A 23,641-nucleotide genomic window follows, 5' to 3' on the forward strand; every position below is an offset into this window, starting at 1 on the left:
CCTTTCCGGGGTGGCGGGAGGACGGTACCGGTAGGCTCTCCACCCGTGCGCGTTCTGATCCACAATAGCGATTCCCCCCACAACCGCGGGGACCGGGCGATCCTCGCCGGCAACGTCGAGCTGGTGCGCCGGCGGTGGCCCGATGCCGACATCATGTCCCTGTCGCAGTACCCCCAGCGGGACGCTGCGTGGTTCGGGATCCGGTTCCTGCCGGTGTCCCCGTACAGCACCGGCATCGGCGACCTGTTCGCGCTGCTCCGTGCTGCTCGCGGTGCCGATGTCGTCCTCTGGGGCGGTGGCGAGATCCTCAAGGACTACACGAACAAGCTCGGCCTGGTGTACTGGTTCGGCAAGATGCTGCTCGTCCGCGCGGTCAACAAGAACCTGATCGGGGCGTTCCAGGGCATCGGCCCGACCAGCGCCGGGGTCAGCAAGCGCCTCATCCGCGCGACCGTCGACCTGTGCCGCTCCTTCGCCGTCCGTGACGACGAGTCCCGCGAGAAGCTCCTGTCCTGGGGTGTGACGACACCGATCGTGTCGTCGTTCGACCCCGCAGTGGTCGGCACCGTCACCGCTCCCGACGCCGCCGTCCTGGAGCGGCTCGAGCGCACCACCGGCCTGACCGCCGATCGGCTCGATGGCTCGATCGGCTTCGGTGTCCGTCGCTGGTTCCACTACAAGCGCAGCGGCTGGATCCCGTTCCGGTTCCTGCCGAAGCGGTTCCGCCAGACCGGGGTGGACAGCGACAAGCTCGTCACCTACCGCCAGGCCGTCGCCGACCTCGCCGACCGTGTCATCGACCGGTGGGACGCCGACGTGGTGTTCTACCCGATGCACATGGAGGCATCCGAGGGCGACGCCGCGTTCGCGCGCGAGGTCATCGCCCTGATGCGTCACGCTGACCGCACCCACGTCATCGAGGCCGACGAGTTCTCGCCCTCCGAGTACGCCGGGCTGATGTCCCGCAGCCGACTGTTCCTGGCGAGTCGCCTGCACTCCGCGATCGTCGCGACCATCGCGGGTGTCCCGGCCGCGGTGCTCTACTACGTCGACAAGGGCCGGCTGTTCTTCGAGCAGATGGGCCAGCAGGAGTTCTCGAAGCCCATCGAGGCCGCCCTCGAGCCGTCGTTCGTCGACGACGTCACCGCGCAGCTCGAGGCGCTCGACGCCGACCGCGACGCGGTCCGCGCGCAGCTCGCCGCGGGCGTCGCCCGCATGGCGACCGCGCTCGACGCGGACTTCGCGGAGGCGACCCGCGACGTCCGCTGACGTGGTGGTCGCGACCCCGCACCTGACGGACGGGAGGCCCGTGGCGACACCGCCGCGGGCCTCCCGTCCGTCAGGTGGTGGCGACCGACGTCACTCGGTCTTGGACGCGAAGCGCTTCAGGTACGTCACGTTGTTGCGGTAGACGTCCTGATCGCCGGGGAGCGTGCCGCTGGCCGCCCACTGCCAGAAGGTCCACTTCGACCAGCTGCGGCCGAGAGTGCCGGGCGTGGTGAAGTCCTTCACCGGGTAGATCGCGACGAACAGCGGGTTCTTCGAGAACTGGTTGCTGTTGTTCGTGCAGCGCTTCCACCAGTCGGTCGTTGTGTAGATCGCCGGGTAGCGGTGGGTCTTCTTGTAGACCGTGGTCGAGAAGTCCTTGATCCAACTGCGCATCGCACCCCACGACTTGCCGTAGCAGGTGCCCTGGGCGGCGCTGCCGTACTCGATGTCGAGCAGCGGCGGCAGCGTCTTGCCGTCGTTGGTCCACTGGCCGCCGTGCGCGAAGAAGTAGTTCGCGGTCGCGGCACCGCTCGCCTGGCTCGGCTGCGCGTAGACGTAGCCCCCGCGGTACAGGTTGCGCTGCTTCGCGGTGGCGTACTGCTGCTTGTACGTCGAGCTGACGTAGGACGTGCCCTCGGTCGCCTTGACGTACACGAAGCGGGCACCGTTGCGGTACGCCTGCAGGAAGTTGACGCTCGGCTGCCAGGCGCTGATGTCGAAGCCCTGCACCCGCCCGGGGGGCGGCCCGCCAGCCGTGGCGGCGGCAGCGGAGGAGCTGAGCGACTGCGCGCTCACACCACCCGTCGACGTGCCGGGGGAGACGGTGGTGACGTGGGACTCGCCGGCGTGGGCGGCGATGCCGGCGCCCATGGTGTGGTTGCCGGTGCGGTCCATCTCGGCGATGGAGAGCTCCTGAGGGGGAGCGGCGGCGGGCGCCGGTGCGGGGCTCGCCGTGCTCGCGACCGGAGCCGGCGTCGCCGTCGCGGTGGCCGGGTCGGTTGCGGTCACGCCGACCGCCGGGCCGCTGCCGAAGGTGATGGCCGCGGCGACGGCGGCGGCGGTGCCGAGTCCGAGGATTCTGCTGATCGGTGCGGGCATGTGGTCTCGTCTTCCCTGTCGAGATGCCGTGGGCCTGATCTCCCACGCCGCGTTCCGAGCGATGCTACCTGCCTCGACGACACATGTCCGTCCGACGCACGACGCTTGCGGGCGGAGCGTGTCCCCTACGGCGCCGGGCGCGTGTCCGCGGGGTTGTCGGCGTCGTCGGTCTCGACCTCGGGCAGGCGGCCGCGGGACGAGACCTCGCGGGTGGCGTGCTTCTGCCGGCGGTTGAGGAAGTTGCGCTCCACGAGCCACCAGAAGCCGACGCAGATCGCGAGCGCCACCGGGATGACGACGAAGACCATCAGCAGGAACTGCCACTTCGGGTACAGCCCCATGGGCAGGAGCAACAGGTTGCCGAGACCGAGCAGCGGGCTGTGGAACAGGTACACGGAGTACGACACGAGCCCGAGGAGCACGAGCGGCTTCCAGGCGAAGAAGCGTGCCAGCCAGGTGTGCTGCCCGGTGACGGCACGGCGCCCCATCCAGGTCAGCAGGATGCCGGCGAAGATGCCGAGGACGACCTCGGACGGCCAGGTCTGGTGCTGCCAGTAGTCGCGGTTGCGGAAGAAGACGAGGAGCATGCCGACGAACATCGCGGCGACGAACACCCCGCCCTGCCAGCGCGGACCGCCCAGCTTCGAGCTGTTCAGCTTGCCGGTCAGGTGCTCGTCACGTGCCTTGACCGTCAGCTCGGCGGCGAGCATGCCGACCGCGAAGAGCCCGACGAACCACGGGTGCATCCACGAGTACCGGCTCTCCGAGCCCATCCACATGCCGATCAGGACGAGCGAGGACGCGGTGGCCCATCCGCCGAAGACCTTCCAGAGCGGCAGGATCAGCAGCGGCATGAGGAAGTAGATCTGCCACTCGACGGCGACGGTCCACATCGGGCCGTTGATCTTGCCGATGTACTGCGGGAAGAAGTCGTGCACCAGGAAGAAGTGCGTGAGGAACGTGCCCCAGCCCATCGGGAGCTTGGTGTCCCACTGGGTGCCGCCGGGCTGCCCCATCACCGGCACGAACAGGATGATGAGCGCGAACACGACGAGCGACGCCCAGTACGGCGGGATGATCCGTCGAGCGCGCCGCCAGATGAACTTCCAGAAGCCGCCGGGCAGGCGGTAGCGGTCGAACCGCGTCAGTACGGGCAGCATCAGCACGTAGCCCGACAGCACGATGAACAGCGGGACGCCGAGGTACCCCCACCCGATGAACGGGCGGAGCCACGGCAGCTCCGTCGGCCCGGTGCCGGTCGTCCCGGTGAAGAGGTACGCGTGGTAGAACACGACCGCCAGGGCAGCCAGACCGCGGAGCCCGTCGAGGTACGGGAACTCGAGCCGGCCCCCGGCGCGGGGAGCGGTCGCCGCGGGATCGGCTGCGGATTCGGCTGCGCGGGGTTCGGTGGCCAACGATCGTCCTCGTGGTGGTCGGAGCGGGGTCCCCGGCAGTCTCCCACACGCCGAGCCGGCCAGGTGATCGGCCTCGGTGCGGCCGCACGACGGATCGGATGTCATGATGAAGCACGTGACCCTGACGACGCCCGACGCACCGCAGAGCACCCACGAGCCCGTTCGACGGCCTTCGGGGGCGGGTTCGCGGCGGTACCGGCACATCGTCGCGCCCCTGATCCTGGCCGTCCTGGTGGTGATCGGAGTCGCCCTGAGCGCCGCCGTGGCGTACCACAACCGCCTCGGTGTGACGAACGTCGACGGCATCTCCTACATGGGCATCGCGCGGGAGTACGCGAACGGGTGGCTTCCCGATGCGATCAACGCGTACTGGTCGCCGATGGTGTCCTGGATGATGGCACCGTTCATCGCGGCAGGCCTCGGCCTGCAGACGGCCTTCGCGATCGTGAACTGTTTCGCCGTGGCCGTCGTGCTCGGGATCGGCGGCTGGCTCGTCTGGTCCCAGAACCACCGGATCGTCCCCGCCGTGCTCTTCATGGTCACCGCGATCCCCGCGCTGATGAGCGCCGTGTCGATCCAGACGCCCGACCTGCTCGTCGTCGCGTGGGTCGTCGGCTTCCTCTGGGCACTCAGGTGGGCTGACCAGGCGCTGCACGGTTCGACGCGCGCCCGTCTCGTCTCCGGCGGCGTGCTCGGCGCCGTCGCAGCCCTCGGCTACTTCACGAAGCTGTTCCTGCTGCCCGTCGCGGTGGGTGCCGTGATCCTGTGGCTGCTCCTCCGCGTCTGGTCTGCCCGCCGCCGTCGCGAGCCGGTGGTGCACTGGTGGACCGTCCCCGTCGCCACGATCGTGGTGTTCGCCGTCGTCATCGCGCCGTGGGTGGGCGCCCTGACCGCGAAGTACGGGTCGCTGACCCTCGGCTCGTCCCTGTCCGTCAACATCGGCTCGAAGTTCGACGACGGCGGCCGCGCCACCGACTGGCCGTTCCTGCCGGTCCCGCCGAACGACCACGCGTTCTCGCCGAACGAGGACTTCACCCCGTCGGTCTACAAGCAGGGCCCGATGGACAACCCGGACCCCGCCATCGTGCCGCCGACCGACGACGCCGCGACCACCGAGGGAACCGCGCCGACGGTCACGAAGGACTCCGGCATCGCCGCCCGCGCCGGCTACTACCTGCACGAGCGCATGCTCGCGCTGCCGTACTACCTGCAGAAGATCAGCACCTTCGCGCCCTTCGCCGCACCGATCGCACTGCTCTTCGCCGCCGCGCTCGTCATCGGCGTCGTGCGCTTCCGCCGCTACGCCTTCACCTGCATCGTGGCCGCGACGACGCTGGTGTACTTCGTCGGCTACGGCATGATCACGTCGTCGTCGAGCGGTGGGGGGAACGCCCGCTACTACTGGCCGCTGTTCTACCTGACCGCGATGATCGGTGCGCTCATGCTGCCGGCCGTCTGGCGGTTGGTCCGCCGTCGCGGGGTGGTCCGGACGATCGTCGCGTGTATCGCGATCGCCGTCGTGCCCATCGCGTCGTACACGCAGAACTGGCTGGGTTCGCCGGCGCCGTTCTACCCGTCGGTGAACCGCACCGAGGCACTGCGCGTCACCGGGCCGACGGATGTGCCCGAGATCGTCCGGCTCGCGGATCAGATCCGGGCGAGCGGCGCCCTGCCCGAGGACGCCACCGTCATCGGCTCGAACTACCGCTCGCTGTCGTCCCTGGCGTTCCTGACCGACACGCGTGTGTACGGTCGCTCAGGTCAGGGGTACACCTACCACTCCGACGCGATGCGGAACCTGTTCATCGACGAGGGTGTGCAGTACTTCGTGCAGTTCGACCCCGCGACCGCCCCTGCCCGCGACTACTCGGTCGCCGGTGAGCTCGTCGGGACGTACAACGCGACGATCGCCTGCAGTACCGACCAGTCCACCGATCCCGAGATCCCCTGCCGCATCCAGATCGTCAAGCTCGCTCGGTAGCAGCACCCCAGGGAGCGGTCCGCAGCACCGTCTACCATGACCTGAGCCCGTGACCTGAGCAGGAGACCCGTTTGCCCGCAAGCACCAGCGACACCCCCGTGCCCGAGGGGAAGCGCCCGTTCGCCTGGCGGCGGTTCCTGGTCAAGGCGATCCCCGTCGTCTTCTACGTCCTGCTCGCGGTCTTCTTGGTGCTGTACGTGCGGAGCGTCGACTGGGGGCAGCTCGCCGGGCTCGACTGGCAGTGGTCGTGGGTGGTCGTGGCGACCGTCATCAGCCTCGGCTTCCGCTACTGGGGCGTCGGCATCTGGTTCTACCTGCTCCGCCGGCTCGGGGCGACCGGGCTGAAGGGCAGCGGCGTCACCCTGACCTACGTGTACGCGAAGTCCTGGATGGGCCGCTACATCCCGGGGGCTGCCACCTGGATCATCGGCAAGGTCTACTTCGCCTCGAAGCACGGCGTCTCGAAGGCCCGACTCGGCGTGAGCGGGCTGCTCGAGGGCGCCCTGCAGATCGCAGCGACCCTGGCCCTGGCCCTCGTGCTGCTGCTCATCGACCCCCGCACGCACAGCCTCGACCCGTGGCTCATCGCTCTGATGATCGCGGCCTTCGTCGGGTGCGTCATCTGCCTGATCCCGCGCGTGTTCGTGTTCCTCATCGGCATCGCGCTGAAGATCCTGCGCCGCAAGCCACTCGAGGCGGACGTCCGTCCGAACCTCGGTACGGTGCTCGGCGGTGCGGGCCTGTACGTCGCCGGTGCGATGCTGTCCGGCACGGCCTACTACTTCATCACCCTGGCGGTGTACCCGTCGCTCGAGCTCAGCGACGCGGCGTTCGTCATCGGTGCCGCGAGCATGGCCTCGGCGATCAGCATGCTGGCCGTCTTCGCCCCCGGCGGGCTCGGCGTCCGCGAGGGCGTCCAGGCCCTCCTGCTCGCCCTTGTCATGCCCCCGGGGATCGCCCTGGTCGTGGTCGTCGTCACCCGCGTCTGGAGCCTGGCCGTCGACGGTCTGTTCCTGCTCTGCGCCGCGGCCCCGACGTGGTTCCGCCGCAAGCGTCCCACTGACGACCCCGCCGCGGTACCCGCCGTCGAGTGAGCAGAAGACGTCGAGTGCCGGGACCCGACGTCTTCTGCTCACTCGACGGGCGCACGCGACGCGCGTGACGACGGACGGGAGGCCCCGTGCCAGCTGGCGCGGCCCCTCCAGGCTCGGCCGTCACCCCGCTGGCGCGGTGCGCCGGTACCGGCTGGGGTACCACCTCCCGTCCGTCTGGTGGGGCGCCCATCGCGTCAGCCGCACGCCCGACGCGTGGTCACGACATGCGGCGCGCTCCTCGCCGAGGGGTCACGAACTGTCGCTGGCGAGCACACGGACCGACAGTTCGTGCCCGCTCCGCGAGACGTTGACGGCATGTCCTGCACCCTCGGCGGCGATCGCCCGCGCGTGTCAGGGGAGGGGAGCCGTCGCCGGGAGCGCCCGTCGGTCGGCGCGGGCGACCTGCACCACCGAGGCCACCAGGCCTGCGGCCACCAGCACGACCACGACCACCAGCACCGCCGGCGGCACCGGACCGATCTCCGAGTACCGGAGCAGCCCGCGTCCCGTGACCGGGAAGACCGCCGCGTTCCAGAACCAGGCCGAGGCCACCGCGAAGCCGTACACGCCGACGGCGGGCAGCACGACGGCCAGGGCGACCACGGCCCACGAGCGCGCACGGCCGGCCGGCACCAGTCGTCGCCAGGCCAGCGCGCTCAGCACGATGAGGCAGACGATGGCGGGGAAGTAGTAGCGGCCCTGGGTGGCGGCGACCTCGGTGGTGGTGAGGTACGAGTGCGCGCTGGTGCGGTTCTGGATGCCGATCAGGAGCGCTGGGAACACCGCGAGGCACAGGGCGACGCGCAGGTCCGGGCCGCGGCGGAATGCCCAGCCGACGAGCACCACGAGGGCGACGAGGGTCAGGACGGCGGTGAGCAGGTCGCCGATGCTGACCTGGGCCCGACCCCCGAAGCTGCCCCAGAACGTGCGCGACAAGGTGCCCCAGCTGACGTCGAGGAAGTGCGCGAGGGTCGGGCTCTCGCCCGGCGGGAAGTCCTTCGGCGGGCGCATCGCCGTGTACCCGTTCGGCTGGATGCGGCCGTACGCGACCACGTTGTGCAGCCACCACCACGCGCCGATGCCCCCGGACACGGCCATCACCACCACGGTGCGGACGATCCGGTGCCGCAGGGACAGCACGCCCGAGCCGGCGAACAGTACGACGACGGCCACGAACGGCACGGCCGGTAACCCGGTGCCCTTGATCCACACCAGGGCTCCGAGGACCACCGCCAGTGCGATCGTGGTGCGCCATCGGGTGTCGCCGGTGAGCAGGCGGGTGGCGAGCCACACGACGATGCCGGCGACGAGCAGCACCGGGGCGTCGTTCGAGAACGAGGACCCGATCGACGCGAGTTCCGGCGTCGCGAAGACGGCCAGGGCACCGACGAGGGCGGCACGCGGCGACCGGGTGACCCGGCGGACCGACGCCCAGGCGAGCAGCGGCAGCGCGGTGACGGCCAGGACGTCGGCCAGGCGCAGGGCGACGAAGGCGTGGTCCCACCGCAGCTCGCCGAAGTCGACGGCCCGGAGCACCACGGCGCCGGCGAGGTACGCGGTCGGCGGGTGCTGGGTCATCTGGTTGACGGTCGACGAAGGGCCAGGGGCGTTCTGCAACAGCTCGCCGACGGTCGACCACTCGTCCGACGGCTTCGTCGCCTGCTCGACCTTGGCGGCCTGCACGGCGTTCGTCACGTGCAGTTCCCCGGGGGCCGCCCAGGGGTCTCCGAGCGCGACGTGGACCGCGGCATCGATGTGTGCGGTCTCGTCGGGGGCCTCGAACACCGGCACGATCAGCGCCCACGCCACCAGCCAGAGCCCGAAGGTCGCCGTGACCACCGCGATCGCCACGTGCTCCCAGCGCGCGGTGTGGCGCAGAGCGGGGACGATGGTGGTGGTCTCGTGGGCCGTCACCCGACTGATCCTAGGTCAGGCGTCGTGGGTGATCCGCGGACCACCGGCCGCTGGCGCGTCCGCGGGGAGCAGCTGCGCGGCGGTGCGCTCGGGGTGGTACACCCACACCTTGTAGAGCCAGAACCGGAAGGCCGTTCCGAGCACGAGGCCGATGATGTTCGACACGTTGTCGGCGATGACCGAGGTGAGCCCCATCGCGTAGTGGGAGACTCCGAGGCACGCGAGCGAGATCACCATGCCGCCGAGGGACACGATGACGAACTCGATGCCCTCGCGGGTGGCCACCGCCCGGCGCTGCTCTCGGAACGTCCAGTACCGGTTGCCCATCCAGTTCACGAAGATCGCGACCATCGTCGAGATGACCTTCGCCCAGAACGGGCCGGAGTGGACGTCCTCCGGGTTCAGGACGGTGATGCGCAGCACGTTGAACACCGTGGTGTCCACGACGAAGCCGACGGCACCGACGACGCCGAAGCGTGCCAGCTGGGCGATGAGGCGCCGCACGAGCCCTCCAGGATCCGTAGAGTTGAGACCGGTCGTGCACTGCGCGACCCGAACAGCGATTGTAGACAACGTGTTCCCACGGCTCGGTGGGAACACCGGAAGGATCACACAGCATGGCGTTGCGCGTCGGGGTCATCGGTGGGGGACAGCTGGCACGGATGATGGTGCCGGCCGCCGTCGAACTGGGGATCGACATCCGGGTGCTGGCCGAGGGGCCCGGCATGTCCGCCGCGATCGCGGCCACCGCCGAGGGCGACTACCACGACGCTGCCACCGTGCTCGAGTTCGCCCGGCAGGTCGATGTCGTGACCTTCGACCACGAGCACGTGCCGCAGGACGTCCTACGCACCCTGGTCGACGCGGGCGTGGCGGTCCGCCCCGGGCCGGAGCCGCTCGCCGTCGCGCAGGACAAGATCACGATGCGTGCGCGGCTGAGCGAGCTCGGCCTGCCCGTGCCGGACTGGGCCGCGGTGCACGACCCGGACCAGCTCCGGGCGTTCCTCGCCGAGCACGGCGGACGCGCCGTCGTGAAGACCCCGCGCGGGGGGTACGACGGCAAGGGCGTTCGCGTCGTCTCGGACGCTTCCGACGTCGACGACTGGTTCATCGCCGTCGCCGAGACCGGTGGTGACCAGGCCCTCCTCGTCGAGGAGCTCGTGCCGTTCACCCGGGAACTCGCACAGTCCGTGGCACGCCGACCCTCCGGGCAGGTCGTCGCCTGGCCGCTCGTCGAGACCGTGCAGCGCGACGGGGTCTGCGCCGAGGTGATCGCACCGGCACCGGACAGTGCTGGCCGCATCGCCGACCTGACCGAGTCGATCGCGGTCCGCATCGCCGAGGAGCTCGGGGTCACCGGGGTGCTCGCGGTCGAGCTGTTCCAGACCGACGACGAGCGCATCCTGATCAACGAGCTCGCGATGCGTCCGCACAACACCGGGCACTGGACCATCGACGGCGCGACCACGAGCCAGTTCGAGCAGCACCTGCGGGCCGTGCTCGACCTGCCGCTCGGTGCGACCGGGTCGTTCGCCCCGGCAGCCGTGATGGTCAACGTGCTCGGCGGCCCCGCGGACGGCGACCTCGCGGCGCGCTACCCCGCAGCGCTCGAGGCCTTCCCCGAGGCGAAGTACCACTTCTACGGCAAGGCACCGCGGCCGGGCCGGAAGATCGGGCACGTGACCGTGCTCGGCGACGACGTCGACGACGTCGTCTACCGGGCGCGCGCCGCCGCGGCGCACTTCGACGACTGAGGCGGTGTCCGTGACGCCGGGTCGCGTCCTCGACGTGACCCGATGACGGACGGGAGGCCCGTGGCGATGCCGCCACGGGCCTCCCGTCCGTCGTCGGCGCGGGACACACCTGTCGGTCGCTCTGCGGACACCCCCTCGGGTGGCACCCGCTCGGGAGGCTGGTGGCGGCGTCGAGCGCGTGTTCCCCTGGAACGGTCCGTGCCCGTCGTCCAGGGGAGTCTCCATGCGCCGCCGTCCGCGCCGTGCCGCCGTCTGCGGTGCCGCCGTCGCCCTCGTCGCAGCCGTCGCCGGCCTGCTGCCGACCGCGAGTGCCTCGGCTGCGACCTCGGCGTCCACCATCCGGTCGGTCACCTCCGCCTCGCTGTACGGAGCCGGGCCGTACCGGTCGCCCACGAGCGAGGCCGCGAAGGCACAGGCCGCCCTCGCCGCCACCGACCCCGCCGGCGCAGCGGCCGCGAAGACCATCGCCGGGTACCCCGTCGCGACGTGGCTCGGCGACTGGACGCAGGGCACCCAGCTGACCAAGACCATCGGCACCGCCGTCACCGGCGCCGAACAGTCCGGCACCACCCCGGTGTTCGTGCTGTACGCGATCCCGGACCGTGACTGCGGCGGGTACTCCGCCGGCGGGTTCGACGAGCGGTCCTACGACGCCTGGGTCGACCAGGTCACCGCCGCACTCGCCGGACACCGGGCCGCGGTCATCGTCGAGCCGGACTCGCTCGCGATGCTCAGCAACGCCAAGTGCAGCACGGCCCTCGACGAGCAGCGCTACCGGATCCTCTCCCGCACCGTCGCCGGTCTCACGGCCGCCGGGGTCGCCGCGTACCTGGACGCCGGCAACTCGAACTGGGTGCAGCCCGCGCTGATGGCCTCGCGGCTGAACGCGGCCGGCGTGCAGCAGGCCCGCGGGTTCTTCACGAACGTCGCGAACTACTACCCGACCACGCAGGAGCAGGCCTACGCGCAGAAGGTGTCCGCGGCCACCGGGGGCTCGCACTACGTGATCGACACCTCGCGCAACGGGCAGGGCTGGCGAGGCACCTGGTGCAACGGACCCGGCGCCGGACTCGGCACCTCGCCCCGGGTCGTGTCCGACGGCACCGCGCTCGACGCCCTGCTGTGGGTGAAGACCCCCGGCGCGAGCGACGGCACCTGCGACGGCGCCCCCGCCGCGGGCAAGTGGTGGTCCGCCTACGCCCAGGCCCTGGTCGCGAACGCCCGCCTCGGCGCGCCCGCCGCCGACCTGGCCCCGCGCGGTTCGCTCGAGGTCGTCGCCGGCACCGGTGGCGGCGTCCGCGTCACCGGGTGGGCGTTCGACGAGGACGACCCCACGCAGCCCGTCCGGGTCCGCGCAACCATCGACGGTCGCGCGTCGGGGGTCACCACGGCCGGACTCGACCGGCCCGACGTCGATGCCCGCTCGGGCGTCGGCGCGACCCACGGGTTCGACGCCGTGGTGCCCGCGGCCGCCGGCGCTCGCCGGGTGTGCGTCACCGCGGTGAACCTCGGCGCGGGGTCGGACGCGTCGCTCGGGTGCGCGACCGTCCGCGCCTACCGGCACGATCCCTACGTCGGGCTCGACTCGGCGAAGGCCACGACCCGCGGCGTCAGCGTGCGCGGCTGGGCGTTCGACGGCGACGCGGTGTCGTCGGCGAGCCGGGTGGCGATCACGGTCGACGGCAAGCGGGTGACGTCGCTGGACGCCGGTCGCGCTCGCGCCGACGTGGACCGGACCTGGGGGTCCGGCGCCGCACACGGCTTCGCGGGCACCGTCCGGGTCGCAGTCGGCAAGCACACCGTCTGCGCGATCGCCCACAACGCCGGGAGTGGAGCGGACCGGAAGTCGTCGCCGTGCCGCACGGTGACGGTGCGCTGAGGCGCGGCGTCCTTGGTCCGGAGTTCGTCGTCCGGTGCGAGGTTCCGTGTTCGGTGCGAGGTCGTTCTGCTCGCACCACGCACGGAACCCCGCACCGTTCGTGAGTGACCTCGCACGGTGCGAGGCACGAGGTGCGAGAGGATGGGCGCATGCCGCGTGATCTCGTCCGCCGGGCCGCCCGCCGCCTGCGCCGTGCCGTCGTCGGGGCTCCTCAGCAGCCGGCACCGCTCCCGGTCCTCGGCTACGTCGTCGCCGGTGCCGGGGGAGCGCACCCGGCCTCGGCGCACGTGCGGGTCGTCCGGCGCACCGAGCACCTGGCGGCGAGCGGCACGGCCGAGGTGCGCCAGGTCGACCCGGCCGCGTTCGTCGACGGCTCCGACACCACCCCGTACGCCGCGGTCCTGGTGCAGCGCGACATCCTTCCCCGTGCCACCGTGCCGCGCTTCCTCGACACGGCGGCAGCCCGCGGCATCCGCATCGTGGCCGAGGTCGACGACGACTTCTTCACCGCGTCCGGACGGGCGCGCCTGGCCCGTGCCGAGTACGACCCGGACCGACTCGCCTCGATCGACGCCCTGGTTCGCGGTGCCGACACCGTGGTGGTGAGCACGCCGGAACTCGCCGAGGTCGTCCGGCCCGTCGCCCGCCACGTGACGATCGTGCCGAACGCCCTCGACGCGGAGCTCTGGACCACCGCGGCGACCGAGGACGACGACGACCGCCCCGACGGCGAACACCGCGTGCTCTACATGGGCACGCTCACCCACGCCGCCGACCTCGAACTGCTCCGCGACGTCTTCGACGACCTCGCCACCGTCGACGGCACGCCGATCCGGCTCGAGGTCATCGGCGTGACCGAGGAGGGCGGGGCGGACTGGTTCCGCCGTGTCGAGGTCCCCGACGGGCACTACCCGGCGTTCTCCCGTTGGCTCGTCGCACATCGCGAGCGCTGGCGGGCCGGGGTCGCCCCCCTGCGCGACGAGGAGTTCAACCGCGCGAAGAGCGACCTGAAGTTCCTGGAGTACACCGCGCTCGGGCTGCCGGCCGTGGTCTCGGACCGCCCCTCGTACGCGGTCGCTCGCGAGCACGGAGCGGTCGCGGTCCCGGACGACGTCGGTGCCTGGCGCGACGCCGTCCGCGCCGCCGTCGAGCGCGGTGCGCCGGACGCACGGGCCGCCCGGTGGGTGGCGGAGGAACGGACGATCGGCCGCGACGGCGACACCTGGCGCCGCGTGCTGCTCGGCTAGGCTCGTCGCGTGACCGACACCGCCGCACCCGCACAGCCGCTCGTCTCGATCATCATGGGGTCGGACTCCGACTGGCCGACCATGCGGGCAGCGGCGGACATCCTCGCCGAACTCGGCATCCCGTTCGAGGCGGACGTCGTGTCGGCGCACCGCACGCCGGACAAGATGACCCGCTTCGCCCGCGGCGCTGCCGACCGTGGCATCCGCGTGGTCATCGCCGGCGCCGGGGGCGCAGCGCACCTGCCGGGCATGGTGGCCTCGATGACGACGCTGCCCGTGATCGGCGTGCCCGTGCAGCTCGCGCGCCTGGACGGCCTCGACTCGCTGCTGTCGATCGTGCAGATGCCCGCCGGCATCCCGGTGGCGACGATGGCGATCAACGGTGCGGCGAACGCCGGACTGCTCGCCGCCCGGATCATCGGTTCCTCGGAGCCGGCCGTCGCCGCTCGGCTGACCGACTACGCCGAGGGCCTCGAGCGCCTGGTCGAGGAGAAGGCGGCCCGACTGCGCGACTCCCTGTAGCGAGCGGGCACCCCGGGCGCTCCGGGCCGCGGTACGGTGGCCGGATGCCCGATCGTCTGCGCCGCTCCGCCCCCGTCCTGGTCCTCGCCGCGATCGCGGTCGTCGCAGCGGTGGTCTGCGGGGTCGCTGCGCGGGCGGCCGGTCCGCTGAACCCGGTCGCGTCGTGGGCCCGCCCCGCCGGCCGAGACTTCGTGGCGACGAAGTCGCAGTACGAGTCCATGCTCACGGCCGCACACGTCGCCGGGTCCGCGGCTGTGGTCGTCATCGTCGCCGTGCTGGCCGCGGTCGTGGTCGCGATGGTCGCGCACCGTCGTCGCACCCGGGCCTGACCCCGCGCCACGACGGCGTCCTGCCGGGTTCGAGGCGGTCACACAAGCCCCGTGTAATGGGGGTGCGCCGCTTCTGTCAACCCCCGAGCGCAGATTCTGGATAGCAACTACCGTGAACGCCGGGTCGCCGAGATACGGTCGCCCGGCGCCCAGGGGACCAGGCGCGAACAGTCACGTCAGGGAGTGACACCTCATGCAGAAACGCACCACCAGGAGGGCCGCACTCGCCGTCGTGCTCCTCGGAGCGGCACTCGTCGCCGGACCGCTCGGTCCAGGGACCGCAGCGTCCGCCACGTCGGCCCCCACTGCCGACTCGGGCGCCTTCAAGATGACGTACCGCGAACAGTTCAGCACACCAGCGGCCGCTGGCGGTGCCTTCGCCAAGACCTACGCGAAATCGTGGCAGCCGTACCCGGACGGCACCGGGGGCATGTACTACTCGGGGTCCCAGATCAGCTCGCACAACGGGTACCTGGACGTGAAGCTCGACGGCAAGCACGGTGCTGCCGGCACCTTCGGCACGCCGACCGGAGCCTGGGGGCACAAGGGCGGGAAGTTCATCATGCGGGCCAAGGCCACGGGCGGTGCCGGCAACGGAGCGGCCGTCATGCTCTGGCCGTCGTCGGACAAGTGGTCCGACGGGGAGATCGACTACCCCGAGGCGAACTTCGACCAGCAGCCGATGCTCCACCACCACTCGATGACGCCGGGCAAGGAAGCCACAGCGACGAGCATGAGCACCGGCGTCTCGTGGCGCTCGTGGCACACCTACTCGATCGACTGGGTGCCGGGGAAGTCCGTCAGCTACCGCCTCGACGGCAAGGTGATCAAGAAGATCACCTCGAACGTGCCGAAGACCCCGCATCGCTACATGTTCCAGGTGGGGAACTGGGGCGCCGCTGGCCACCTGTACATCGACTGGGTCTGCACCTACACGTACAAGCCCTGAGGCCGTCCGACCGTCAGAGGTCGGCGTGCAGTTGCCAGGTCTCCGCGGCGGAGTCGGACCAGTCGTACATGCGTGCGCGGTCCGGCCCCGCCACGGCCAGTTGTGCCGCCAGCAGGGGGTCGTTCACGACCTGGTAGACAGCCTGCGCGATCCGCTCGGGGTACGACTCCCGTGGATCACGGGCCACGGTGACGCCGGCGTCGGAGGCGACCTCGGCCACCGCCGGGTCGTCCGAGTGGATGACCGGGGTGCCGAAGCTCATCGCTTCGATCACGGGCAGACCGAACCCCTCGGCCAGGCTCGGGAACACGAACACCGTCGCACGGTCGTAGGCGACCGCGAGGTCGGCGTCGTCGATCCGACCGAGCACCTTCACGCGGTCGCGGGACAGCCCGGCGCGCTCGGCGATGTCGTACACGTCGACGTCGCCCCAGCCGTCCGGCCCGGAGATGACGAGCGGGATGTCCGCCGGGGCGTCGGGGTGTGCCATCGCCTGGATCAGCGACGCCAGGGCCTTGCGGGGCTCGAGGGTGCCGACGGCGAGCACGTAGCGGTCAGGCAGACCGAGCCGCTCGGCGCGCAGGTCGGCATCGACCGGCAGGCGGAGTCGACCGCTCGGCGCTCCACCGATCACACGGAGCCGATCGTCGAAGCGGTGGATCTCGTTGAGCGCGCTCGCGACCGCGTGGGTGGGCACGACGACGGCGTCGGCGTGCTTCCACGCACGCTTCACCATGGCCTTGTGGAAGTTGACACCGCGGGGCGTCAGGGTCTCCGGGTTGGTCCACGGCACGATGTCGTGGACGGTCACCACGGTCTGTCGGCCAGGGTCCTGGAATCGGTCGTGCTTGACCAGCGGCGCGAGCACGCTCGGCGCGTGCACCATGCCCTTCGCGATGCCACCGACGAAACCGCCCTGCCACGCGAGCGAGAGCTCACGGCGGGGGAGCGGGAGCCGCTGCAGGTCGACCAGACCGGGCAGCAGCGTGCGCAGGTGCGCCATCTCGTCGGCACCCACGGCCGAGACGACGCCGGCGACGTCGCAGCCGCTCGGTGCGTTCTCCACCAGGTGCCGTGCCAGTTCCTCGGCGTAGCGCCCGATGCCGCCCGGCACGGGGGCGACGATCTGGTCGACGATGACGTGGAGGGTGGTCATGGTGCTGTGCTCCTCGTCGTGGCTCATCGGCACGTGGTCCTGGGGTCGACAGCCGGCCCCGCGCTCGGCTGCCCGACACTACCAGGGTGATCCCGGCGCCCCCTGGGCGCGGTCGGAGGTCGGACAGGAGGCGCGGATCGGGTTCTCCGACGCAGGGAACCGACCCGCGCCTCCGGTCCGACGACCGTGCCTACGCGGTCAGCGCACCCGCGGCGACGGCGGCGTGCAGCGCCTCGCGCCAGTCGCGCATGGGCGCGAGCCCGGCGCGCGACCAGCCCTCGTGGCCGAGCACGCTGTACGCGGGACGGGGCGCGGGGCGGACGAACGCGGCGCTGTCCGTCGGGAGAACGCGCTCGGGGTCGAGCCCGAGCTCCCGGTAGATCGCCCGCGTGAAGTCGAACCAGGAGCCCTGGCCGGCGTTCGTGCCGTGGTAGACGCCGGCTGGGGCCTCCCCGTCGACGAGCTCGACGATCCGGGCGGCGAGGTCCCCGGTCCAGGTCGGCTGGCCCACCTGGTCGGTGACCACGCTGACGGTGTCGTGGGACCCGGCGAGGCGGAGCATCGTCGCGGCGAAGTTCGGGCCGTGCGCGCCGTAGATCCAGGCCGTGCGGACGACGTACGACGTGTCGGGCGCGATCGCGCGGACGAACGCCTCACCGGCCGCCTTCGTGCGACCGTAGGCGTTGATCGGGTCGGTCGGGGCGTCCTCGGCGTAGGGCGCGGTGCCGTTGCCGTCGAAGACGTAGTCGGTCGAGACGGTGACGAGCCTCGCGCCGTGGCGGACTGCGGCCTCGGCCAGGAGCTTCGGCCCCGTCGCGTTCACGGCGTACGCGTCGTCCTCGTGGTCTTCGGCGTCGTCGACCCTCGTGTAGGCGGCCGAGTTGATGACGACGTCGTGCCCGGCGACCGCGGCGTCGACCGCTGCCGGGTCGGTGATGTCGAGGGCAGCGCGCGACATGGCGGTGACGTCCCGTCCGGCGAGGGCGGCCCGGAGGTCCTGGCCGAGCATCCCGGCCGCGCCGGCGATGAGGTAGCTGGTCACGGTGGCCCGGCTCAGCTCAGGGCCGCACGCTGCTTGAGCGGCTCCCACCAGGCGCGGTTGTCGCGGTACCACTGCACGACGTCGGCCAGCCCCTGCTCGAACGGCACGAGCGGCTCGTACCCGAGCTCGGCCTGGATCTTCGAGATGTCGACCGAGTAGCGGAGGTCGTGGCCGAGGCGGTCGGCGACGCGGTCGACGTACGACCAGTCCTTGCCCGTGGCGTCGAGGAGCAGCTGCGTGAGCTCCTTGTTGGTCAACTCGGTGCCGCCGCCGATGTTGTAGATCTCGCCGGCGCGGCCGCGGGTCAGCACCATCGCGATGCCGCGGGTGTGGTCGTCGACGTGCAGCCAGTCGCGGATGTTGTTGCCCTCGCCGTACAGCGGCACGTGCTGGTCGTCGATCAGGTTGGTGACGAACAGCGGGATGACCTTCTCGGGGAAGTGGTACGGCCCGTAGTTGTTCGAGCAGCGCGTGATCGAGAGGTTCAGTCCGTGCGTGCGGTGGTAGCTGCGCGCGAGCAGGTCGCTGCCGGCCTTCGACGCCGAGTACGGCGAGTTCGGCTCGAGCGGGCGCTCCTCGTCCCACGAGCCCTCGCTGATGGAGCCGTAGACCTCGTCGGTGGAGACGTGGACGAAGCGTTCGGTGCCGTGACGGAGCGCGGCGTCGAGCAGACGCTGGGTGCCGACGACGTTCGTCTCGACGAAGATGCCGGAGTCGCGGACCGAACGGTCGACGTGGGACTCGGCGGCGAAGTGCACGATCGCGTCGACGGTCGGGACGACCTCGTCGAGCTTCGCGGCGTCGCGGATGTCGCCGTGCACGAAGGTGTAGCGGGGCGAGTCGGCGACCGGTGCGAGGTTCGCTTCGTTGCCGGAGTAGGTCAGTGCGTCGTAGACGACGACCTCGGCGCCCTCGAGGCCGGGGTACGCGTCCTCCAGCGTGCGGCGGACGAAGTTCGAGCCGATGAAGCCGGCCCCTCCGGTGACGAGGATCTTCACGAGGTCTCTTTCCTGACGGTCGGTTCGTGGGTCGGCGGCGATTCTAGCGGGCCGCCGACGGGGTCGGTGGTGGTGCCCCCGGTGGCGTCGAGGACGATGCCTTCGGTGGGGGATCCGGTGGCGGACTCGGCGGTGTCGTCGTGCACGAGGGCCGTCCCGCGCCACAGCTGCACGACGGCCGTGACGGCCGCGACGGCGAACAGGCCGAGCACCAGCGCGATCGGGGACGGACCGGCGAGCGATCCACCGGCCATCGCGCTGAGCCCGCCCGGCGTGACGCGGAACTGGGTGTTCTCCCACGCGCCGCGGTAGGTCAGGCCGATGCCGTACGCACCGATCGTGAGCGCGCTGACGGCGGCGAACCGGGCCAGCCGGCGGCGGAGCTCCGGACGGACGACGAGCGCGTGCCAGGCGACGGCCTGCGCGAGCACGAGCGCGACGACCGCCACGAACAGGAACCGTCCCTGCAGCCCGTTGCCCTGGTGGGTGCCGAGGTAGTTGCGCCAGTTGTAGGCGAGCGTGGCGACGAGGACGACCGCCGGCCAGACGAGCACGACCGTCGCGACACGGTGGCCCGGGGAGCGACGGGCGTACGACCAGCCGATGACGGCGAGCCCGACGACCGCGAGGGTGTCGACGACCATCGGCGGGAGGGGCCACTGGTTCGCGCCGAGCGCGCCGAAGAACGAGGCGGTCATGCCGTCCCACTGGCGGCCCGCGAAGGCACCCGGGTTCGCCCCGCCGGAGGGGTACGGCTGCACCGCGGTGACGCCACGCAGGGCATCCGGCACGAGGGTCCCGCTGAGCAGGAGCGTGCGGACCCACCACCACCCGGACACCGCGGCTGCTGCGACGACCACCACGCCGGCGTGCAGGGCGCGCTGCCCCCACGGCCGGTCCCGGGCCAGGAGCAGCACCAGGACGGCGAACGGCACGGCCAGCAGCCCCAGTGCGTTCAGGGCGGCCAGGCCGGTCACGGCGACGGCGAGCCCGGCGGTGGTCGACCACGACCGGTCCCCGGTGAGCACCCGCGCGCTCAGCCAGACCAGGACGGCGCCCAGCAGGATCACCGGCGCCCACACCGTGACACCCGACGCGACCTGGGCGAGCTGCGGCACGGCGAAGAGCAGGAGCGGGGCGACGAGCGCGGTCCGTGGGGACCGGGTCACGCGGCGGACGGTCGCCCAGACCAGCACCGGCAGGGCGGTGACGAGCAGGACGTCGAACAGGCGGAGCGTCAGCACCGACGTCGCCCAGTCGTGCGCGCCGAAGCGGATGACGCGCAGGATGCCGGCCGCCACGAGCCAGTAGGTCGGCGGGTTCTGTGACATCGGGTCGATCGCGGGGGAGTCGCCCGGCACGGCGGCGACGAGCGCGTCGACCGTGGGGCGGTCGACGGCCGGCACGGGGTGCTCGACGACCTGTCGGATCGCGGCGAGGTAGTGCATCTCGCCTCCGTGCGGCCAGCCGAGCCCGAGCGCCAGACGGAACGCGGCGTCGACGTGTGCCGGCTCGTCCGGAGCGCCGAAGGCCGGGGTGACCAGGGCGAACGTGAGCAGGAAGGCGAGCCAGGCGAGGGAGACCGAGCCGAGCAGGGCCCACTCGTGGCGGCGCACCAGCGGCCGGGTCACGAGGTGACCCCCGGGTCGCGCGCGTCGAGTGACTCGGGGCGGCGCATGAACCGGACGAGCAGCACCGCCGTACCGACCAGCGCGACGGCGGCGATCGTGGTGAGGGTGAAGTTCGGCCCGGCCGGCACCATCCCGTACCGGTCGAACCGGCTGATCGAGAACTCGTCGATCCAGAACGCGGCGTCGCGGCCGAAGGCCCGCAGTGCGTAGACGACGCCGTAGAGCCCGATGGCCATCGCCGCGATCGACATGCCGACCGCCAGCCGAGTCGCGCCCGCCGCGGTCACCGTGACGCGGCGCCAGGCCAGGGCGCTCAGCGCAATGAGGGCGATGAGGGTGGGGTAGTAGTAGCGCCCCTGGGTGCCGGCGACGATGGTGCTCCGCACGTAGCCGCCCCACCCGCTCTGCAGGTGCAGGGCGATGAGGATGACGGGGAACGACGCGAGTACGACCGCGGGGCGGAGTGACGGGCCCCGACGGAACCCCCACACCACGATGCCCACGAGTGAGGCGATCGTCAGGCCGTCGATCAGGACCTGGGCGAGCTGGAACTGGGTGAGCCCGCCGACGCTGCCCCAGAACGTTCGGGTGACGCCGTTCCAGTAGTCGCGGAGGAACACCTCGGCGCTGGCGGCGGTGCCGTCGGGGAACGGCATCGGCGGCCGCGCTCCGGCCATGCCGTCCGGCTGGATGTCGTGGTACACGAGGAGGTTGCGGAGCCACCACCACCCGCCGACGACGGCGGCGATGCCGAGGGTCCACAGCGTCCGGACCGCGTTGCGCCAGACGGTCGCCCGGCTCCAGCCCGCCGCCATCACCGCGATGCCCACGAAGGGGACCGCGGGCAGGGCGGTGCCCTTGACGAGGAGCATCACCCCGAGGAGCAGGCCGATCCAGATCGTGGTGCGCACGCGCAGGTCGCCCGTCAGCATCCGGACGACGACGTACACGAGCGCCCCGGCCAACGGCAGCATGAGCGCGTCGTTCGTGACCGAGGCACCGATGGAAGCGACCTCGGGGAGCGCGAAGACGGCGGCGCCACCGACCAGGGCGGCCCGCGGTGATCCGGTCAGCCGTCGCACCGTGGCCCACGCCAGGAACGGCAGCGGCAGGACCAGCAGGGCGTCGAACAGCCGGAGCACCATGACCGCGAGGTCCCAGCGGAGGTCCTCGAAGTGCACCAGCTGCAGCACGCCGGCGGCCAGCGCGTAGTACGTCGCGGGGTGCTGCGACATCTGGTCGATGCTGGTCGCGTGCACCCCGGGGAACTCCTGCAGCAGCTCGCCCCAGGTCTTGTTGACGTCGGTGGACTGCCGCATGTTGCTGATCTGGGTGTCGTGCACCGCGTTCAGGTAGTGCATCGCACCCGGTGCGGGCCATCCGTCGCCGATGGCCAGGTGCAGGACCGCGTCGACGTGGGTCGGTTCGTCGGGCGCCTTGTACGTGGTCGTGACGACGGCCCAGACCGTCAGCACGGCGGCGAAGGCCACCGTCAACGCGATGACGATGAGGCGCTCCGCGCGGCCGACACGGGGCCGAGCCACGGAGCGCGACACGGCCGGAGCCGTGTCAGTCGCCATACCGCTGCAGTTTCTGCAGGTCGAGCTGCTCCTCGGCCAGCGTGCGGTTGAGGCGGGTGAGGTCGGCCACGACACCGATGACGATCGAGAGCAGCGCCGTGATGAGCAGGACCACGCCGAGGATGATCGACTGCAGGTGGTTGCCGGGGGTGTGCATCGCGAGCAGCACGAGGTACCGGACGAGCGGCCAGAGTCCGAGTGCCCCGAGGATCACGCTCACCCAGGCGAACAGCGCCATCGGGCGGTACATCAGGTAGACGCGCGCGATCGCCGAACCGGACTCGAACATGTGCTGGAAGATGTTGCTGAACAGGCGGGACTCGCGGGTCTTCGGGTTCGTCGTGATCGGCACCGACGCGATCGCCAGGCGCTTGTAGCCGGCCTGCACGATGGTCTCCATGCAGTAGCTGAATCGGGTCACGATGTTCAGGCGGATGAGCGAGTACTTCGAGTACGCGCGGAACCCGCTCGCGGCGTCCGGCAGGTCGAGGCCGGCCGCGCGGCTCGCGACCCAGGAGCCGAAGCGCTGCATGAGCTTCTTGAAGCCGGAGAAGTGCTCGATGGTGCGGGTCTGCCGGTCGCCGATGACGATCTCGGCCTCCTTGCGGAGGATCGGCTGCACGAGTTCGGCGATCTGGGCCTGCGGGTACTGGTTGTCACCGTCGGTGTTCACGACGATGTCGGCACCGTGCAGCAGGGCGTAGTCGACGCCGTCGCGGAACGAGCGGGCGAGGCCCATGTTCGTGGTGTGGTGCACGAAGTGCTTGACGCCGTGCTCCTTCGCGACCTCGACGGTGCGGTCGGTGCTGCCGTCGTTGATCACCAGGATCTCGATCTCGTCGATGCCGTCGATCGCACGCGGGATGGAGTCGATGACGCTGGCGAGGGTGTTCTCCTCGTTGAGGCAGGGGATCTGGACGAATAGCTTCACGGGCTCGCTTGGTCTCGTTTCGGGAGTCGCAGCGCGCGGGGCGCGGGGCACAGAACCAGGACAGCCTACGTGATGCGCATCTTGCTAGGCTTCCCCGGTGCAGATCCGCGAACTGAAGATCCCTGGCGCGTGGGAGTTCACGCCCGTCCAGCACGGCGACGCACGAGGAGCATTCCTCGAGGCGTACCGTGCCGACGTGCTCGAGGAGACCGTCGGACACCCGCTCGACCTCCGTCAGGTGAACATGTCGATCTCCGCGGCCGGTGTCGCCCGCGGCATCCACTACGCCCTCGTCGCGCCGAGCCAGGCGAAGTACGTCACCGCGGTGCGCGGAGCCTTCATTGACTACATCGTCGACATCCGCGTTGGATCACCGACGTTCGGGCAGTGGGACTCGGTCCGCATCGACGATGTCGACCGCAAGGCCGTCTACCTGTCCGAGGGCCTCGGGCACGCGATCGTCGCGCTCGAGGACCAGTCGACGGTGAACTACCTGGTCAGCGCCCACTACAACCCGGAGCGTGAGAAGGGGATCACCATCCTCGACCCCACCGTCGGCCTCGAACTGCCCGAGGGCATCGGCGAGCCGGTGCTCTCGGAGAAGGACACGAGCGCACCGACGCTGGAAGAGGCCGCGGCCGCCGGTCTGCTGCCGACGTACGAGGAGTGCGTCGCGTACACCGAGTCGCTCCGCACGAAGAAGTAAGGGGAGAACGATGAAGGGCATCATCCTCGCCGAAGTAGCCGACCCGCGACCCATGGGAGCAGTCCGATCATGAAGGGCATCATCCTCGCCGAAGTAGCCGACCCGCGACCCATGGGAGCAGTCCGATCATGAAGGGCATCATCCTC

20 protein-coding genes are annotated in these 23,641 nt (G+C 71.1%); 10 read left to right on the forward strand and 10 right to left on the reverse strand.

Features of this window, described 5'->3' with window-relative positions; translation table 11 throughout:
* The first annotated feature begins 45 nt into the window (after positions 1-45).
* Complete coding sequence (locus ITJ56_RS04590) at positions 46-1,269, forward strand: polysaccharide pyruvyl transferase family protein (RefSeq protein WP_194628089.1); 1,224 nt, start codon at positions 46-48, stop codon at positions 1,267-1,269.
* Positions 1,270-1,359: 90 nt separating this feature from the next.
* On the opposite strand, the gene ITJ56_RS04595 is transcribed toward ITJ56_RS04590, so the two are convergent.
* Both ITJ56_RS04595 and ITJ56_RS04600 read right to left on the reverse strand, forming a co-directional pair.
* Positions 1,360-2,367 carry a GH25 family lysozyme gene (locus tag ITJ56_RS04595; protein WP_194628091.1) on the reverse strand — a complete coding sequence of 336 codons (1,008 nt, stop codon included), beginning with the start codon at positions 2,365-2,367 and terminating at the stop codon, positions 1,360-1,362.
* 125 nt (positions 2,368-2,492) lie between these two features.
* Complete coding sequence (locus ITJ56_RS04600; RefSeq protein WP_194628093.1) at positions 2,493-3,782, reverse strand: acyltransferase family protein; 1,290 nt, start codon at positions 3,780-3,782, stop codon at positions 2,493-2,495.
* Positions 3,783-3,885: 103 nt separating this feature from the next.
* Here ITJ56_RS04600 and ITJ56_RS04605 point away from each other — a divergent pair, with 103 nt between their 5' ends.
* Complete coding sequence (locus ITJ56_RS04605) at positions 3,886-5,763, forward strand: ArnT family glycosyltransferase (protein WP_194628095.1); 1,878 nt, start codon at positions 3,886-3,888, stop codon at positions 5,761-5,763.
* 71 nt (positions 5,764-5,834) lie between these two features.
* Positions 5,835-6,857: a lysylphosphatidylglycerol synthase domain-containing protein gene (locus ITJ56_RS04610; protein WP_194628104.1), complete on the forward strand. Its 1,023-nt coding sequence runs from the start codon at positions 5,835-5,837 to the stop codon at positions 6,855-6,857.
* A 351-nt stretch (positions 6,858-7,208) separates the two neighbouring features.
* On the opposite strand, the gene ITJ56_RS04615 is transcribed toward ITJ56_RS04610, so the two are convergent.
* A complete protein-coding gene (locus ITJ56_RS04615) occupies positions 7,209-8,771 on the reverse strand; it encodes a DUF2142 domain-containing protein (protein WP_194628106.1) in 1,563 nt (520 codons plus the stop codon).
* A 15-nt stretch (positions 8,772-8,786) separates the two neighbouring features.
* Entirely contained in the window at positions 8,787-9,275 is a 489-nt protein-coding gene (locus ITJ56_RS04620) for a GtrA family protein (RefSeq protein ID WP_194628108.1), read from the reverse strand.
* Positions 9,276-9,388: 113 nt separating this feature from the next.
* On the opposite strand from ITJ56_RS04620, the gene ITJ56_RS04625 reads away from it, so the two are divergent.
* The 6 genes from ITJ56_RS04625 (at position 9,389) to ITJ56_RS04650 (ending at position 15,451) form a co-directional block, all read left to right on the forward strand.
* The gene (locus ITJ56_RS04625) at positions 9,389-10,525 is read left to right on the forward strand and encodes a 5-(carboxyamino)imidazole ribonucleotide synthase (RefSeq protein ID WP_194628109.1); all 1,137 of its coding nucleotides are present in this window, start codon (positions 9,389-9,391) and stop codon (positions 10,523-10,525) included.
* Positions 10,526-10,748: 223 nt separating this feature from the next.
* Positions 10,749-12,404, forward strand: coding sequence for a glycoside hydrolase family 6 protein (locus tag ITJ56_RS04630; RefSeq protein ID WP_194628111.1), 1,656 nt, complete (start codon positions 10,749-10,751; stop codon positions 12,402-12,404).
* A gap of 149 nt (positions 12,405-12,553) precedes the next feature.
* Positions 12,554-13,651 carry a hypothetical protein gene (locus tag ITJ56_RS04635; protein WP_194628113.1) on the forward strand — a complete coding sequence of 366 codons (1,098 nt, stop codon included), beginning with the start codon at positions 12,554-12,556 and terminating at the stop codon, positions 13,649-13,651.
* 54 nt (positions 13,652-13,705) lie between these two features.
* Positions 13,706-14,173, forward strand: coding sequence for a 5-(carboxyamino)imidazole ribonucleotide mutase (purE, locus tag ITJ56_RS04640; RefSeq protein ID WP_194628206.1), 468 nt, complete (start codon positions 13,706-13,708; stop codon positions 14,171-14,173).
* Positions 14,174-14,217: 44 nt separating this feature from the next.
* Entirely contained in the window at positions 14,218-14,502 is a 285-nt protein-coding gene (locus ITJ56_RS04645) for a hypothetical protein (protein ID WP_194628115.1), read from the forward strand.
* Between the two features lie 193 nt (positions 14,503-14,695).
* Positions 14,696-15,451 carry a glycoside hydrolase family 16 protein gene (locus ITJ56_RS04650; RefSeq protein WP_194628117.1) on the forward strand — a complete coding sequence of 252 codons (756 nt, stop codon included), beginning with the start codon at positions 14,696-14,698 and terminating at the stop codon, positions 15,449-15,451.
* 13 nt (positions 15,452-15,464) lie between these two features.
* Here the strand turns inward: ITJ56_RS04650 and ITJ56_RS04655 are convergent, their stop codons facing one another.
* The 6 genes from ITJ56_RS04655 to ITJ56_RS04680 all read right to left on the reverse strand — a co-directional run bounded on the left by ITJ56_RS04655 (position 15,465) and on the right by ITJ56_RS04680 (position 22,789).
* Positions 15,465-16,607 carry a glycosyltransferase family 4 protein gene (locus ITJ56_RS04655; protein ID WP_194628119.1) on the reverse strand — a complete coding sequence of 381 codons (1,143 nt, stop codon included), beginning with the start codon at positions 16,605-16,607 and terminating at the stop codon, positions 15,465-15,467.
* Positions 16,608-16,797: 190 nt separating this feature from the next.
* On the reverse strand, positions 16,798-17,649 hold the full coding sequence (gene rfbD, locus ITJ56_RS04660; RefSeq protein ID WP_194628121.1) for a dTDP-4-dehydrorhamnose reductase: 852 nt from the start codon (positions 17,647-17,649) through the stop codon (positions 16,798-16,800).
* 11 nt (positions 17,650-17,660) lie between these two features.
* Positions 17,661-18,647 carry a dTDP-glucose 4,6-dehydratase gene (gene rfbB, locus ITJ56_RS04665; protein WP_110892679.1) on the reverse strand — a complete coding sequence of 329 codons (987 nt, stop codon included), beginning with the start codon at positions 18,645-18,647 and terminating at the stop codon, positions 17,661-17,663.
* Positions 18,644-20,278, reverse strand: a complete 1,635-nt coding sequence (locus ITJ56_RS04670; protein ID WP_194628123.1) for a glycosyltransferase family 39 protein — start codon at positions 20,276-20,278, stop codon at positions 18,644-18,646. The genes rfbB and ITJ56_RS04670 overlap by 4 nt, the downstream gene beginning before the upstream one ends.
* Positions 20,275-21,858: a glycosyltransferase family 39 protein gene (locus ITJ56_RS04675; RefSeq protein ID WP_228517129.1), complete on the reverse strand. Its 1,584-nt coding sequence runs from the start codon at positions 21,856-21,858 to the stop codon at positions 20,275-20,277. The genes ITJ56_RS04670 and ITJ56_RS04675 overlap by 4 nt, the downstream gene beginning before the upstream one ends.
* Positions 21,848-22,789 carry a glycosyltransferase family 2 protein gene (locus ITJ56_RS04680; RefSeq protein WP_194628127.1) on the reverse strand — a complete coding sequence of 314 codons (942 nt, stop codon included), beginning with the start codon at positions 22,787-22,789 and terminating at the stop codon, positions 21,848-21,850. The genes ITJ56_RS04675 and ITJ56_RS04680 overlap by 11 nt, the downstream gene beginning before the upstream one ends.
* Positions 22,790-22,886: 97 nt before the next feature.
* On the opposite strand from ITJ56_RS04680, the gene ITJ56_RS04685 reads away from it, so the two are divergent.
* Positions 22,887-23,495 (forward strand): dTDP-4-dehydrorhamnose 3,5-epimerase family protein, encoded by a 609-nt coding sequence (locus ITJ56_RS04685; RefSeq protein ID WP_194628129.1) that lies wholly within the window; start codon positions 22,887-22,889, stop codon positions 23,493-23,495.
* Positions 23,496-23,641: the final 146 nt, after the last annotated feature.

Source organism: Curtobacterium sp. VKM Ac-1376, assembly GCF_015351025.1.
Lineage (GTDB): Bacteria > Actinomycetota > Actinomycetes > Actinomycetales > Microbacteriaceae > Curtobacterium.